Source organism: Seonamhaeicola sp. (assembly GCF_028281565.1).
Classification (GTDB): Bacteria; Bacteroidota; Bacteroidia; order Flavobacteriales; family Flavobacteriaceae; genus Seonamhaeicola.
Genome location: NZ_JANQJQ010000045.1, coordinates 19,098 through 35,910 on the forward strand (window position 1 = coordinate 19,098; position 16,813 = coordinate 35,910).

Below are 16,813 nucleotides of genomic sequence, written 5' to 3' on the forward strand. Positions count from 1 at the left end.
TAATTATTGTTTTTATTAGATGTATGTCTTAGCCATGCCACACGCAGACATGAAAAGAACCTTAATTAAACTAAATTGTTGAATTTAAGAACAATCATATCAGCCATATTCCTACTCGTTTTCATTTCAGCGAAAGCGCAAATTTACGTGGAGAAAGACGATACCCCAAAAGTTGGTTTGGTATTGAGTGGTGGTGGTGCTAAAGGATTGGCACATATTGGGGCACTTAAAGTGATAGACAGTCTAGGTGTAAAAGTGGATTATGTTGCAGGAACCAGTATGGGTGCTATCATTGGAGCTTTATATGCTTCGGGCTATTCGGGTAAAGCACTCGATTCCATTTTTAGAGATGCTGATTTTGATAATATTATCACTGATAATTTGCCAAGAGCATCCAAAGGCTTTTTTGAACGCAACAATGATGAAAAATATGCTGTTAAATTGCCTTTTGATGGTTATAAGCTCAAGTTGCCTTCCGCACTGTCAAGGGGCCAGAATGCCTACAATTATTTACTGAAACTGTTACTTCATGTTAATGAGGTAGAAGATTTCAGTAAACTTCCCATTCCATTTTTCTGTATTGCTACCAATATGGAAACCGGAAAACAGGTCATATTGGAAAAAGGAAATTTAACCCAAAGTATTATGGCTAGCGGAGCCTTGCCGACTTTATTTCAGCCCGTAGCTATAAAAGATCAAATTTATATTGATGGTGGTGTGGTTAACAATTACCCTATAGATGAACTCAGGGAAAAAGGGATGGATATCATTATTGGGGTGGATGTTCAGGACGGACTCATGGATAGAAATGAATTAACTTCAGCCCTGGATGTGCTCCTTCAAATCAATAACTTCAGAACCATAAAAGATATGGAGGTGAAGTCTAAAAAGACCGATATTTATATAAAACCGAATATAAAAGATTATAACGTAGTATCGTTTGATGCCGCTAAACAAATAGTTGATTTAGGGAGTGCAGCGGGTTTAGAAAAACAGGAAGCACTAAAAGCTTTGGTTAAAAACCAGTCAGATGACGTTGCCCGGCCAGAGGTGCGACCGTATACTCAAGACAGCATCATTATAAACGGAATATCCTTAAAAGGATTAAAAAAATATACCAGGTCTTATGTTTTGGGGAAGTTAAAGTTTAAAAACGAAGAAAAAATAAGCTATACGAAACTAATGAATGGGATTAATAGCTTAGTGGCTACCAATAATTTTGATTCTTTTGAATATCAGTTAAAAGCATCGGACGAAAAAGAAGGCTTTGATTTTCATGCCAATTTGAAGGAAACCGAAACAACTACTTTTTTAAAGTTTGGGGTGCATTATGACAATTTATACAAAAGTGGTGCTTTAGTGAATGTCACAAAGAAACAATTATTATTCGATAATGATATAGCTTCTTTAGATGTTGTTTTAGGAGATAATGTCCGTTATGATTTTGAGTATTTAATTGATAAAGGATTCTATTGGAGCGTCGGCCTACGGTCTACATTTAATGATTTTCATAAAAGCATAAGCGCTCAATTATTACTATCAGATTCGGAAATTGATGCCAACGGGTTGAATAAAATAGATGTGGAACTCCAGGACCAAACCAACCAGTTCTATTTGCAAACCTTATTTAGAAAAGATTTTGCCCTTAGTTTAGGAGTAGAACATAAGCGTTTGGAAATTAAATCGGAAACGTTGGCTACAAGTAATGAAGATGAAGATTTTATTTTTGAAAACACAGATTATGTAAGTCTTTTTGGAGGATTAAAGTTAGATACATACGATAATAAGTACTTCCCTAAAAAAGGAGTTTATTTTAATGGCGATTTGCACACCTATGTTTATGCATCTCATTTTAATAGTGAGTTTGAAACATTTTCTATTGCCAAAGCAGATATTGGATATGCCTTTAGTTTCTCTGATAAATTGGCTATCAACTTACAAACAAGCGGTGGGTTTAAATTAGGAGATAAGTCAACCCAGACATTAGATTTCGCACTGGGAGGTTATGGTAATAATCTGATAAATAATTTCATTCCGTTCCTGGGGTATGATTTTATTTCACTTACCGGGAATAGCTATGTCAAAGCTTATGCCGGTATAGATTATGAAGTTGTGAAAAAGCACCATATTACACTTGAAGGTAATTGGGCTAATGTTGACGATAATATTTTTGATTCCGGAGAATGGTTCACATTACCGGATTACAGAGGCTATGCTTTGGGCTATGCCATGGAGACTTTTTTAGGGCCTATTCAGGTAAAATACAGTCACTCAACGGAACGTAAAAAAAGTATCTGGTTTATTAATTTGGGGTTCTGGTTTTAACTAATCCTTAAGACTCATTTTATTTATTTTCACGATATTTGTAGGGTTATGAAGTTTTTCTTTGAAGACTTATTACAATTTCTACACTACCTTATCAAGAGAAATCCTGAGTAAGCAGGCATTTTTTGTATCTTTATATATAACTGATATTTAAAGTTTTACAACTTTTAGTATTTTATTTTCTAACATTTAATATTAGTAGAAATGCCTTTTTATCACAAATTAGGAAACATTCCACATAAGCGACATATTCAATTTAAAAAACCGGATGGCAGCTTGTATTATGAACAGTTATTTGGCACTATTGGTTTTGATGGTATGTCAACCAACAGTTATCATGAGCAGCGTCCAACACAGGTAAAAGAAATAAAGAAGCAATACAGTGTTGCGCCCAAAATAGCTCTTGAAAACAACATAAAATCATACCGTTTTAAAGGATTTCAGGTTAAGCCTGAAAATGACTTTTTAGAAAGCCGAAAAACCGTTTTGGTGAATAGTGATTGCGCTATTGTGCTGGCTGCACCAAAACAATCTACCGACGATTATTTTTATAAAAACACCGATGCGGACGAGTTAATTTTTATCCACAAAGGATCCGGAAAATTACGCACTATGTTAGGGAATCTGGATTTTAAGTATGGAGATTATCTGCTCATACCTAGGGGTGTAATTTATAAAATAGATTTTGATACCGAAGACACCAGGCTTTTTATTGTAGAATCGCATCGCCCGATATACACACCAAAGCGTTACCGTAACTGGTTTGGGCAATTGCTGGAGCATTCACCCTTTTGTGAGCGCGATATTCGTCAGCCACAGGAATTAGAAACTTATAATGAAAACGGCGACTTTTTAATTAAAGTGAAAAAGCAAGGTGACATCATAGAAATGGTGTACGCATCACATCCGTTTGATGTGGTTGGATACGATGGTTATAATTACCCCTATGCCTTTTCCATACACGATTTTGAACCTATAACAGGGCGTGTGCATCAACCCCCACCAGTACACCAGACTTTTGAGACTGATGCCTTTGTGGTCTGCAGTTTTGTACCGCGTTTGTATGACTATCACCCGCAGGCGATTCCGGCACCATATAATCATAGTAACATAGATTCAGATGAGGTGCTTTATTATGTGGATGGCGATTTTATGAGCCGAAATGATATAGAAGCAGGCCATATTTCATTGCATCCGGCGGGAATTCCGCACGGGCCGCACCCCGGAGCTGCTGAGCGCAGTATTGGGCAGGTGAAAACGGACGAACTGGCGGTTATGGTAGATACTTTCAAGCCACTTATGGTTACGGAAGAAGCCATGAAAATTGCCGATGAGGATTATCATAAATCCTGGTTGGAATAGATTAATTAAAAGCTATACCTCGCTTAGAGTTTATCCTGAGTGAAGCCGAAGGGTGGTATCTTTTATATTGTTATTCCTGCGAAGGCAGGAATCCACACAAAAGGATGCCTTTTCTATCGGGGTTAAATAAGTTGATAAACATATCAACAAATAAACACATAAATAGTAGAGACATGAGTAAAGACATAAAATCAGTAAACTACGGTTTAGAAAAAATATTTGAAGGCGCACAAGACTTCTTGCCACTTTTAGGCACAGACTATGTAGAGCTATATGTAGGCAATGCAAAACAAGCAGCTCACTTTTATAAAACCGCATTTGGGTTTCAGTCCTATGCATATAAAGGATTAGAAACGGGGAGTAAAGACACGGTGTCTTATGTGATTAAGCAAGACAAGATCAGATTAATGCTTACAACACCGTTAAATTCCAAACATCCCATTAACAACCATATTGTTAAACATGGTGACGGTGTAAAAGTCATTGCGCTTTGGGTAGAAGATGCCAGAAAGGCTTATGAAGAAACCACCGGCAGAGGTGCTAAATCATATATGGAGCCTTTTGTAGAGCGTGATGAGCATGGTGAAGTGGTTCGAGCCGGTATTTATACCTACGGAGAAACGGTTCATATGTTTGTAGAACGTAAAAACTATAACGGGATATTTATGCCCGGGTTTGAAATATGGGAATCTGACTATAACCCGGAACCACTTGGCTTAAAATATGTAGACCATATGGTTGGCAACGTAGGTTGGGGCCAAATGAATACCTGGGTAAAATGGTATGAAGATGTTATGGGCTTTGAAAACTTCCTGTCTTTTGATGACAAGCAAATTCATACGGAGTATTCGGCGCTAATGAGTAAAGTAATGAGTAATGGCAACGGACGCATTAAATTTCCAATTAATGAACCGGCCGAAGGGAAGAAAAAATCGCAAATTGAAGAGTATTTGGACTTTTACGAAGGTGCAGGCGTACAACACATTGCGGTGGCAACAGACGATATTATTTCTACTGTAAGTGGCATGCGTTCCAGGGGTGTAGAGTTTTTGACCACGCCGCCTGATGCTTATTATGAGGCCGTACCGGAGCGTTTATTGGCACATGATCATGAATTAAGAGAGGATATAGAGACCCTGAAAAGTCTTGGTATTATGATTGACGCAGATGAAGAAGGTTATTTGCTTCAAATTTTCACAAAACCTGTTGAAGACAGGCCTACGCTATTTTTTGAGATCATACAGCGTATGGGAGCCCGTGGTTTTGGAGCCGGTAACTTTAAAGCGCTTTTTGAATCTATAGAAAGGGAACAGGCAAAACGAGGTACACTTTAATTAGTTGTCCAATTTAATGTGAAAACGCCATCAAATTAAGATTTGATGGCGTTTTTTTGTGTAACAAATTTGTGTTAAGAACTTCTTATAAAAACAGGCACTCCGAAGTTTTTTTATATTTTTGGAATAGTAATTGTAATTTCTTAGGCATGACAATAAAAATGTATTTAAGAAGTTAATTACATTACCCAATTAAGAAATGAAGAAAATACTACTTATACTAATAGCGTTCTGTGCAATGCAGATGTCGTTCTCACAGCAAGAATCGGCATTTGGAGAAGGCGAATGGTTCAAATTCAAAATGAGCTATAGCGGCTTTTTAAAAGCCGGAAATGCTACACTTACCGTTAAAGATGCCAAATTAAATAATAAAGATGTGTACCATGTGGTTGGAAAAGGGTGGACCACAGGTATGATAAAATGGTTTTTTAAGGTAAAAGACAGGTATGAAAGTTATTTTGATAAGGAAACCATATTACCTTATAAATTCATTAGAAACATAGATGAAGGCGGCTATACTAAAGATATTGAAATAGATTTTGACCAGGAAAACAACAAAGCCTACGTAAATAATAAAAAGCATAATAAACAATCGGTGATTGATACCAGGCCCAATATTCAGGATATGGTATCTACCTTCTATTATTTGCGAAACCATATGGATACCGATTCTTTAAGTATTGGTGATGAAGTAAGAGTTGATATGTTTTTTGATGAAGAAAACTATGGCTTCAAACTAAAATATCTTGGAGAAGAAACCATCAATACAGATTTCGGTAAAGTAGAGACTTTAAAATTCAGGCCTTATGTTATGGCAGGGCGTGTGTTTAAAGAGGAAGAAAGTTTAACACTATGGGTATCAAAAGACAAAAATAAAGTACCTTTGCGCATCAAAGCAGATTTAGCAGTGGGGTCTTTAAGGGCAGATCTTGACGCTTTTAAAGGATTAAAGCATCCTTTTCAAATAGTAGTTAAAAATTAATGGGGTTACATTCTGACATTACCAACCAACTCGAAGAAAAATACAAGGCAATAGACCAGGATTTAGAAGATCATTTAGAAGGCTTATTGCACAGTAAACCCATTACCTATTGGGATTATATTCAAACCGACGCCCTGTTAAACCTTCAAATAACAAGAACTGATTTTCCGGATGAAATGGTATTTATCATGTACCACCAGGTTACGGAACTCCTGTTCAAAATGATACTTTCCGAAATAGAGCAGGTAGCTAAAAATGATAAGGTTGATGCGGGTACTTTTGCAGATAAAATAATGCGTGTGAGTCGTTATTTTGATGTGCTTACCTCGTCTTTCAGTATCATGAAAGATGGTATGGATGTAGATCAGTACAACAAGTTCAGAACCACATTAACACCGGCCAGTGGTTTTCAAAGTGCGCAGTATAGAAAAATAGAATTTGCTTCAACAGAATTAATAAATCTTATTGATAAAAGGTTCAGGGATACTATTGACAGAAATTCGTCTTATGAAAATGCCTTTGAACATTTATACTGGCAGGCAGCGGGAAAGGATTATAAAACAGGGAAAAAGAGTTATACTTTAACAGTTTTTGAAGAGCGATATAAGGAAGAGTTTATTAGATTTACCAAATTTTATTATAAAAACAATCTTTGGTCAAAGTTCAAAGCTTTGCCTGAAGAAGCACAACAAGATAAAGCACTTGTAAAAGCAATGCGGCATTATGACTATACGGTCAACATTAAGTGGGTGATGGCGCATTACAATACGGCAAATCATTATTTGAATATTGGTGGTAAAACGGCCGAAGCAACAGGTGGTAGTGAGTGGGTTAAATACATGCATCCGAAGTATCAAAAAAGGATATTTTTTCCGGAATTATGGACAAAAAAAGAAATAGAGGATTGGGGAACAGATATTTAGTAATATTAGTGCTTTTATTATCTCTTTTTAATGCTTGTAAAGAAGACAAGAAAGAAGACGTTGTAGAAGAAGAAGTAGCTGTTGTTGAAGAACCTAAAGAGGTCTATGAGTTTGGGTTCAATTTAAACGACTATGTAGTAAAAAGAGATACCGTAAAGGCTGGAGAAAGTTTTGGACAAATTTTGGAACGAAACAAAATTGGCTATCCTAAGATCTTTCACATTGCCGAAAAAACTAAGGAGGCCTACAATATTGCCAGGTTTTTTCAACAAGGGAGGCCTTATACTATTTTGTGTTCAAGAGATTCCCTGGAATTACCGGAATCATTTATATATCAGCCCAACAAAGAAGAATATGTAGTCATCAATTTTAAAGATTCCATTCATGCCTTCAAAAGCAGAAAGCCAATTACCTATATAGAAAAAACAGTTACAGGCGTTATAACAAGTAGTATTTCTGAAACTCTGGATCAAATGGGGGTTAGTCCGGTACTGACTAATAAATTAGCCGACGATATTTACGCCTGGACCATTGACTTTAGACGCCTGCAAAAAGGGGATAGATTCAAAGTAATCTATACGGACAAATATATTGATGATACTATTTATGGCGGGATTCATGATGTGAAGGCCTCTTATTTTGAACACAATAAAGAACCTTTTTACGCTTTCCAATTTGAAACAGATTCTGTTAAGGGAATCATAGACTATTTTAATGAAGAAGCTAAAAATTTACGTCGTGCCTTTTTAAAAGCACCGGTTAAGTTTAGCAGAATATCATCTCGTTATAATTTAAGACGAAGAATAGCGGTTTACGGCTATAAAGTACGGGCCCATAGAGGCACAGACTTTGCGGCTCCCATTGGCACGCCCATTATGGCAACTGCTAACGGAACAGTCACTAAAGCAAGTTATACCAGTGGTAATGGCAAATATGTTAAGATTAGACATAATGCTACTTATGAGACCCAATATTTACATATGAAAAACCGTAATGTAAAAGTGGGCCAATTTGTAAAACAGGGCGATGTCATTGGATGGGTTGGAATGACCGGTAATACCGGTGGGCCACATGTATGCTACCGTTTTTGGGTAAATGGCAGGCAAGTAGATCCGTTCAAACAAAAATTACCGGAAGCTAAACCTATTTCAGATTCCTTAAAAGTAAAATATCTGGACTATATAAAACCTATAAAAGTTCAATTAGATAGCATCCCGTTTAATGAGGATGTTATGGAAGAACAATTAAACGAAAACCTTATCACACAGAATTTTTAATTTATGTCACTACCTACAACCAACCCTACTACCACTAATGCCTGGGGAAAATTAAAAGCGCATTTTAGTGAAGTTCAAGATTTGCATATGAAAGATTTATTCGCTCAGGATGCTGAAAGAGCCAATAAATTTACTATTAAATGGGACGATTTCTATGTAGATTTTTCAAAAAACAGGATTACAGAAGAAACGTTTAAACATTTATTGGACTTAGCCGATGATGTTAAGCTTAAAGATGCTATTCAAAGTCAGTTCTCAGGAGAAAAAATAAATCAAACTGAAGGAAGAGCCGTATTGCACACAGCGTTAAGAGCTCCCGAATCAGCAACTATTAATGTTGATGGAGAAAACGTTATTCCGGAAGTTTACAGTGTAAAGCAAAAGATTAAAACCTTTACAAATGAAGTCGTCAATGGCGAAAGAAAAGGTTATACAGGGAAACCATTTACACATATTGTCAATATTGGTATTGGCGGGTCTGACCTGGGGCCGGCCATGGTTGTGGATGCGTTGCAATATTACAAGAACCACCTTACAACCTATTTTGTTAGTAATGTTGACGGAGACCATGTCAATGAAGTGATTAAAAATTTAAATCCGGAAACGACCCTTTTTGTGGTGGTATCAAAAACCTTTACTACCCAGGAAACACTGTCAAATGCCAATACTATAAAAGACTGGTTTTTACAATCGGCTTCAGAGGAAGATATCGCAAAACATTTTGTAGCGGTTTCCACAAACTTAGAGGCTGTTAAAAACTTTGGAATAGACCCAAATAATATTTTCCCCATGTGGGACTGGGTCGGCGGCCGTTTTTCACTTTGGAGCGCCGTAGGATTATCTATTAGCCTGGCAGTTGGATATGATAATTATTCAAGTTTATTAGCCGGAGCGAATAAAATGGATGAACATTTTAAAAATGAAGATTTTGCTTCTAATATTCCGGTGGTATTAGGTTTGATTAGTATCTGGTACAACAACTTTTTTAATGCTGAAAGTGAAGCTATTATAGCGTATTCACAATACCTGAACCAGTTTGCAACTTATTTGCAACAAGGTATTATGGAAAGTAACGGTAAAAGCGTTGACAGAAAAGGAACCCCAATAGATTACCAAACGGGAACTTTAATTTGGGGAGAACCGGGCACTAATTCACAGCATGCCTTTTTCCAATTGATACATCAGGGGACTAAGCTTATTCCGGCAGATTTTATTGGGTTTGCCAAATCATTACATGGTAATCAGGACCATCAGGATAAATTGATCTCAAATTTTTTAGCCCAGACAGAAGCGCTATTGAATGGAAAAACAGAAGATCAGGTGATTGCGGAAGGAACAAAAGAGGCTATTATTCCTTTTAAAATATTTGAAGGTAACAAGCCAACAAATACTATTTTTATTGAAAAATTAAGCCCCGAAAGTTTAGGAAAATTAATCGCCATGTATGAACATAAAATTTTTGTTCAGGGGATTATCTGGAATATATTCAGCTATGACCAGTTTGGGGTAGAGTTAGGAAAGCAATTAGCTTCTAAAATTTTAAAGGAATTCAATAGTTCGGTAATCAATGAACACGATTCCTCTACTAATAACCTGTTAGCTTATTATAAGAGTTTGAGATAAGAAAGAAAACCTTACGGTTTATTACTTAAAATGGATAAGTGACGCGAATATTTTGATATTCGCGTCTTTTTTTTAAATAATTGTTAACATTATTTAATGCACGCATAACATTTGCACGCTTATTATGCTTATTTTTGTTCGACTAATTCAATTAATTAATTTTTCTTCACAATGAAAAAAACTACTCATTTTTTATTAATGGTTGTGGCTATGTTATTTAGTGCAGCTATTTTTGCTCAGACAGTCTCAGGAACCATTGTAGAGGCTGGTACTAATGTGCCGCTTCCCGGGGCTAATGTTATCGAGAAAGGTACATCTAATGGTGTTACTTCAGATTTTGATGGTAAGTTTGCTTTACAGACAACATCGTCTTCCGGAGAGATTATAATCTCCTTTATTGGATACAACTCTAAAACCATTGCCTTTTCGGGCAATACCGATCTAGGAACTATAGAACTTGAATCCAGTCAGGTTGGTTTAGAGGAAGTTCAGATTATCGCATCAGTTGCTGTGGACAGAAAGACGCCTGTGGCGGTTTCAACAATTAAATCAGCTGATATTGAACTTAAATTAGGGACACAGGAATTTCCTGAAATTTTAAAGTCCACACCAGGTGTTTATGCTACCAAGCAAGGCGGTGGTTATGGAGATGCTCGCGTTAATATAAGAGGATTTCAATCTGAAAACGTTGCCGTTATGATTAATGGTATTCCTGTTAACGATATGGAAAACGGACGTGTATTCTGGAGTAACTGGGCTGGTCTTGGTGATGTAACAAGCCAAATGCAAGTTCAAAGAGGTCTAGGGGCTTCAAAAATAGCTGTACCATCAATTGGAGGAACCATTAATGTTGTTACAAAGACTACGGATGTTGAACAAGGGGGTAATCTAATAACATCTATTGGTAATGATGGGTATTTTAAGTATGGACTTACTTATTCTACAGGTTTAATGGAGAATGGTTTTGCAGCAACAGTTTCTGCGGCTAAAACAGAAGGTGATGGTTATGTAGATGGTACCGAGTTTACAGGGTTTAATTATTTTGTGAATATTTCCAAAGAAATAAACGATGCGCACAGAATTTCTTTTTCTGCTTTTGGTGCCAAACAACGACATGGGCAAAGACAAAATAGACAGCTAATATCTACTTTTAGAAATAATGAAAGAGGTAGAAAATTTAATGCCGATTGGGGTTATAAACAAGGACAATTAACTTTTCAGGAAGATAACTTTTATCACAAGCCACAAATTTCCTTAAATCATTATTGGGATTTAAGTGATAATACCTCAATTAGTACCTCTGCATATGTGTCATTTGGTACTGGTGGCGGTGGCGGAATTCGCGGTGAAAATAAATTCACGTTTAACCCTGATGGAAGCAGTGATTACAGAGTAGGACTTTATGGACCTATAAACTTCGATAAAATTGCTGAAGAAAATGAAGCGCTTGGCGCAAATGGATCAGAAACCATTTTAAGAGCGTCTCGTAATGATCATAACTGGTATGGCGTTTTATCAACTTTAAAAACATATTTATCTGATGATTTAGTTCTGTTAGCTGGTTTAGATTTTAGATCTTACACCGGTATTCACTTCCAAGAAGTTACAGATTTATTAGGAGGTCAGTATTGGTTAGATGATGGTGATGAGAATAATCCGAATAATTTAACAAGAGTTGGCGATAAAATTAATTATCATAATGACGGTAAAGTAGGATGGATAGGAGCTTTTGGTCAATTAGAATATGATGTGAATGAGAGCTTTAATACCTATTTAGCTCTAGCCGCCTCTAATACATCATACCAAAGAATAGATTACTTTAATTACCTTGATTCTGATCCGTTACAGGAAACTGACAAATACAACTTTTTTGGCTTTAGTGTTAAAGGAGGTGGTAACTACAGAATAGATGATAATCATAATGTATTTGTTAATGTTGGTTATTTTGAACGAGCAGCAGATTTTGATGCCGTATTCTTAAACTTTAGCAATGACAACATTAATGCTGATGCTGAAAACGAAAAGATTACAAGTTTTGAATTGGGTTATGGTTACAGAAGCGATAGGTTGTCTGCCAATTTAAATTTATATAGAACATCATGGAATGACAGAACAGAAACTGCAACCTTCCAGCAACCCGATCTTACTAGAGCTACAGCTAATATTTTAGGTGTTAATGCAATACACCAAGGTGTAGAATTAGACTTTAACTATAAAGTTAGTGAGAAAATAAATATTACAGGTATGTTATCTTTAGGAGATTGGAAATGGGATAACAATGTAGAAAATGTTATAATATTTAATGAAGAACAAGAGCAAGTTGGAGATCCTTTTAACTTACACATTGCTGGATTAAAAGTTGGTGATGCAGCGCAAACAACTGCTGCTTTGGGTCTAAATTATAAAATTTCTCCTGAGACTAAGTTAATAATAGACTATAATTATTTTGCCGATAATTATGCCGATTTTGACCCTAGTGATAGGGGGGTTAATGGTGATACTCCAGAAGAAATAGCTGCAGAGTTAGCTACAGATCCTATTCAACCTTGGAAACTACCAGATTTTGGATTGTTTGATGTAGTGTTCAAGCACGATTTTGAATTTGGACCATTTGACACTACTTTAACAGGTAGAGTTAATAATGTATTTGACACAGAATATATCTCTGATGCTCAAGATGGATCTGAATCTAGGACGGATACTGCACTAGTTTATTATGGTTTTGGAAGAACATTTAGTGTGGGAGTAAAACTTAATTTTTAAAAAACTGTAGAAATGAAAAGAATAATTTATTGTTTAGCCATGTTAGGAGCAATCATGACCGGTTGTAATCCTAATGAAGATATTTACAACAGATTAGATGCTGTTGAGGATCCTATTGTTGGAGACGTGACTCTAACACTTTCAGATGATGATTATGATGATCTGGGCTTAAGCTTCCCTAATTTTAGCTCTACTGATGATGCTAAATCTATGATTCCAGGGTTATTGTCGGACAAGTATCCGATTTGGGGATTAGGGTCTATAGCGGTTGTTACGTATGATTTGTGGGCCCCTAAAAGTGATGAGAGAAGCCTTATAAGATATACCGTAAGCAGCCAGGATTATGATGATTTGGGGCATACTTTTGGGAATTTTGACAGAGACTCCGAAATTTACGAGTTCTTAGAGTGGAAATACCCCTCTCCGGAGGATAGAACCTTAGTGTCATTAACCTATGATTTTTGGAATGGTTCCGTTAATGAATTCAATAACGGATACTTATACCTTGACGGAGCATGGATGTTTGTACTGGGATTCACCGATGACCAATACACTGAAATGGGAGAAGGCTTCCCGAATTTCTCCAATGAAGATGAGGCTATTGCCAAGATCCCAATCATTTTAAAAGATATCTTTAAGTTTGAACCGAAAGCAGCAGGCGATATTGAGGCTATTATGTACAAACTTTTTGTTACCGATGTTGATGACATTGATAACGATGGACGTACTGATGACAGAACTACGTATAGTTATGTGAAGTACTTTATTTTTGATGGTGCAGATTGGGCAGAATATACCAATATAATTAGTGAAACGCTTCAGTTTGGTCATGACGGATCTACCTGGGTTCCTGATAATACTATTAAGTATACATTTACCGGAGATGATGTTGCTTTTATCTCCAACGCTTTTATAGAAATATATCCGGGGCCGGCAGATAATGTAGGGTTCTTCGGAAGTTTTGACAGAAGACCGGGAAGCAACAATTATTGGAGTGATGGGATGCTCTTGGAAGCATTTAATGTACTTTTAAATGATAAAAATCCATCAGCAGAAGAAGGGCAGAAGTATGTATTGACGTATGTTATTTATAATGGTTCTACCGTTAACGAAACCATGAGCGTTATCAAAACCGATGGTGTTTGGGTATATCAATAAATCAAACATTTATAGAATATAAAAAACCACCTCATCCAGAGGTGGTTTTTTTTCCTGATAATTCAATACCTTTATATGGCAATGAAAAAATTTGTTTTAATAGTTATAACAACCTTGATCTATAGTTGTAGCTCAGGAGGGGATGATACACCTGCTCCAAAGCAGGAACCTAAAGATGACGGAGAACCGGTTGCAGTTAATGACACTGCTACCACTCAGGAAGACGAAGAACTTTCAATTTCCAATTTATTGGATAATGATACCGTTGTTGATAATGCCAAAATCACCGCTTTTGATGCTACTACTAGTAAAGGAGGAACGGTGTCTGATGAAAGAACCCATTATTTATATACTCCAAAACCGGGTTTTGTTGGAGATGATACTTTTACCTATACCCTTTGTGATGATGATGCGCCGGCTAATTGCTCAACCGCTACAGTTACCATTACGGTGACAGATGAAGGGAATCCAACGGCCGAAAATGACGCCGTGAATGTTTTGGAGAATAAAACAAAAGTGATCTCTAATTTGTTAGAAAATGATGCTGCCATTGACGATGCCGTATTAACATCAATTGATGACGCTTTAACAGAAGGAACGGTAGTTTTAAATGGGGATGGAACGGTAAGTTATACGCCTAAAACCGATTTTGTTGGAACTGATTCATTTACATACACCATTTGTGATGACGATGAGCCAACAAACTCTTGTGCGACGGCAACCGTTACCCTAACTGTTATAAGTGCCATTGATTTTAATATTCAGGCGGGACTTGTTGATTATTACAGCGGTGTTATTTTTTCTGCAGATCCGGATTTAATGTTTGAAGAATTGGAAGCAGTAACAAAGACTAAACATACAACCATATTATCGTATGGCCAGAGGCATCAATATTTATACAATGCCGATGAAGATTTGAGTAATGCCGATAATGTCATTTTAATGTATTCAGGAGAAAGTAGGTATTGGGAAGAGTATACATCAGGGACTAACCCTTATTCCCCTCAAACGTTCAATACGGAGCACGTGTATCCGCAGTCTTTATTAAGTGCAGATGATGCCGTAACAGATTTACATCATTTAAGAGCATGTGACGCTACGGTAAACAGTGACAGGCTTAACTATCCTTTTGTTGACGGGAGCGGTGCTTATAAGTTAATTGGAGAAACCTGGTTCCCCGGTGATGCCTGGAAAGGGGATGTGGCCAGAATGATGATGTATTTGAACCTTAGGTATGGCGAAATATTCACAAAGGTTGGTACTATAGAGTTGTTTTTACAATGGAATATTGAGGACCCAGTATCCGTCTTTGAAGAACAACGTAATACGGTTATTTATGGGGCTCAGGGGAATAGAAACCCGTTTATTGATAATCCCTATTTAGCTACTTTGATTTGGGGAGGTAATGCTGCCGAGAATAAATGGGAATAGTTTTTATCTGTTAAAGATTTCAAACCGCTACTTTTAAGAAGCGGTTTTTTTATGGATTAAAATCACTATTTTTGGTTTCATTTAAATTCAAGATCATGTACGAAACCATACTTACTTTACATTCTTACTGGGCCTATATTGTGCTTTTAATTTTAATTATTGCCACGTTTAATGCGATTATTAAAACTGCTGGAGGCAAAGAATACAGTGCCAAAGATTTTAGGGTTTCCCTGTTCACTTTAATAGTCTCACACATTCAACTCTTAATAGGGATCATACTTTATTTTGTGTCACCCAGATTTGAACTGTGGAGTGAATTAGGAGGTGGTGTCATGAGCAACAGTTTGGCACGTTTGTTCTTAGTGGAACACCCGTTGGTAAATATCATTGCCGTAGCATTGATTACCATTGGTTATTCCAAACATAAAAAGAAACTAACCTCTAAAGCCAAGCTTAAGACCATAGCTGTTTTCTATACTATTGCTTTAGTGTTGTTTTTATCCAGGATCCCGTGGAGTACATGGATGGCATAAAAATGCTTATTCTATCACTTTAACTACATAAACATAAACCGGGAAATGGTCACTAAAGCCATTGGTGAATGCACCCCTTGAAAAACTTCTGAACGGATAGCCTTTATACTGCCCTTTATTGTGAATTAAATAAGACGCATTAAAAATACCGGCCTTATAATATCTCAGCGAAGGTGTATGCTTATCAAGCAGTGGTTTGGTGACCAGTATTTGGTCAAATAAATTCCAGATATCCCTATATGCCGTGGTTCCCAAGCCGTTTTTATAGAATTTGGTAAAGGGATTATAAATACCTTTTAAGCCAACATTGTCCCTTTTTTCCTTTGCTTTTAAAACGTCTTCAATACTTGCGTTGGTCGGGTTGTCGTTGAGGTCGCCCATTATGAAAATTTTAGCATAGGGATCATTAGATTGTAGCGAGTCCACCAGGCGTTTGGTTAATTTAGCGGCAGCCACTCGCTTGGGCCTGCTTCTGCTTTCCCCTCCCCGCCTGGAGGGCCAATGATTGACTATCAGGTGGATTAATTCATCTTCAAGCGTTCCGCTAACTAATAATTGATCGCGTGTATGAACTCTTGTCCGGTCCTGGTCGTCATATATTTTCAGTTCATATGTACTGCTATGTAATGGCGTAAAGACTTTTTTTTGGTAAAGAAGCGCCACATCAATACCTCTGGCATCGGGAGCATCATAATGTATAATACCATAATCTTTAGGTGCCAGTAAAGAGTCATTGACCAGGTCTTCTATGACGGTCCGGTTTTCAACTTCACAAATACCAATGATACTTGGGGTGTTTTTGGTGGTCTCTCTGCCTATATCGGCAAGAACTCTCGCCATATTCTTGATCTTTTGCCTGTAAACTTTTCCTCTATTGGCCTTAAGCTCCATGATCGGGCTATGCTCATCCAATTTATTGGGGTTGTTAATGGTATCAAACAGGTTTTCTAAGTTATAGAAGGCTACGGTATGAATTTTAAATTTCTTTTCCTGGGCATTAATAGTTATACTTAAGGTTATTAGTAAAACGGAAACACAACATTTTAAATAGGTCATAACATGAAATAGCTATAAGTTAACTTCATATACAAAGCTAAGCTAA

The 16,813-nt window shown here is 36.7% G+C and carries 12 protein-coding genes; 11 read left to right on the forward strand and 1 reads right to left on the reverse strand.

What is annotated here, in order from left to right; genetic code table 11:
• The first annotated feature begins 78 nt into the window (after positions 1-78).
• The 11 genes from Q0983_RS19285 (at position 79) to Q0983_RS19335 (ending at position 15,711) form a co-directional block, all read left to right on the forward strand.
• The gene (locus Q0983_RS19285) at positions 79-2,325 is read left to right on the forward strand and encodes a patatin-like phospholipase family protein (RefSeq protein WP_299556726.1); all 2,247 of its coding nucleotides are present in this window, start codon (positions 79-81) and stop codon (positions 2,323-2,325) included.
• A 204-nt stretch (positions 2,326-2,529) separates the two neighbouring features.
• The gene (locus tag Q0983_RS19290) at positions 2,530-3,687 is read left to right on the forward strand and encodes a homogentisate 1,2-dioxygenase (RefSeq protein ID WP_299556728.1); all 1,158 of its coding nucleotides are present in this window, start codon (positions 2,530-2,532) and stop codon (positions 3,685-3,687) included.
• A 173-nt stretch (positions 3,688-3,860) separates the two neighbouring features.
• A complete protein-coding gene (gene hppD, locus Q0983_RS19295; RefSeq protein WP_299556730.1) occupies positions 3,861-5,021 on the forward strand; it encodes a 4-hydroxyphenylpyruvate dioxygenase in 1,161 nt (386 codons plus the stop codon).
• Positions 5,022-5,220: 199 nt separating this feature from the next.
• Positions 5,221-6,003 (forward strand): DUF3108 domain-containing protein, encoded by a 783-nt coding sequence (locus tag Q0983_RS19300; RefSeq protein ID WP_299556732.1) that lies wholly within the window; start codon positions 5,221-5,223, stop codon positions 6,001-6,003.
• The gene (locus Q0983_RS19305) at positions 6,003-6,926 is read left to right on the forward strand and encodes a tryptophan 2,3-dioxygenase family protein (protein WP_299556734.1); all 924 of its coding nucleotides are present in this window, start codon (positions 6,003-6,005) and stop codon (positions 6,924-6,926) included. Before Q0983_RS19300 ends, Q0983_RS19305 begins: the two co-directional genes overlap by 1 nt.
• Positions 6,884-8,203 (forward strand): peptidoglycan DD-metalloendopeptidase family protein, encoded by a 1,320-nt coding sequence (locus tag Q0983_RS19310; RefSeq protein WP_299556736.1) that lies wholly within the window; start codon positions 6,884-6,886, stop codon positions 8,201-8,203. Before Q0983_RS19305 ends, Q0983_RS19310 begins: the two co-directional genes overlap by 43 nt.
• A 3-nt stretch (positions 8,204-8,206) precedes the next feature.
• Positions 8,207-9,826, forward strand: a complete 1,620-nt coding sequence (gene pgi, locus Q0983_RS19315; protein ID WP_299556738.1) for a glucose-6-phosphate isomerase — start codon at positions 8,207-8,209, stop codon at positions 9,824-9,826.
• A 171-nt stretch (positions 9,827-9,997) separates the two neighbouring features.
• Complete coding sequence (locus Q0983_RS19320; protein ID WP_299556740.1) at positions 9,998-12,589, forward strand: TonB-dependent receptor; 2,592 nt, start codon at positions 9,998-10,000, stop codon at positions 12,587-12,589.
• A 12-nt stretch (positions 12,590-12,601) separates the two neighbouring features.
• Complete coding sequence (locus Q0983_RS19325; RefSeq protein ID WP_299556742.1) at positions 12,602-13,747, forward strand: hypothetical protein; 1,146 nt, start codon at positions 12,602-12,604, stop codon at positions 13,745-13,747.
• Between the two features lie 81 nt (positions 13,748-13,828).
• A complete protein-coding gene (locus Q0983_RS19330; protein WP_299556743.1) occupies positions 13,829-15,178 on the forward strand; it encodes an endonuclease in 1,350 nt (449 codons plus the stop codon).
• A gap of 95 nt (positions 15,179-15,273) precedes the next feature.
• Positions 15,274-15,711: a hypothetical protein gene (locus Q0983_RS19335; protein ID WP_299556744.1), complete on the forward strand. Its 438-nt coding sequence runs from the start codon at positions 15,274-15,276 to the stop codon at positions 15,709-15,711.
• 6 nt (positions 15,712-15,717) lie between these two features.
• Here the strand turns inward: Q0983_RS19335 and Q0983_RS19340 are convergent, their stop codons facing one another.
• A complete protein-coding gene (locus Q0983_RS19340; protein WP_299556745.1) occupies positions 15,718-16,767 on the reverse strand; it encodes an endonuclease/exonuclease/phosphatase family protein in 1,050 nt (349 codons plus the stop codon).
• Positions 16,768-16,813 lie beyond the last annotated feature (46 nt).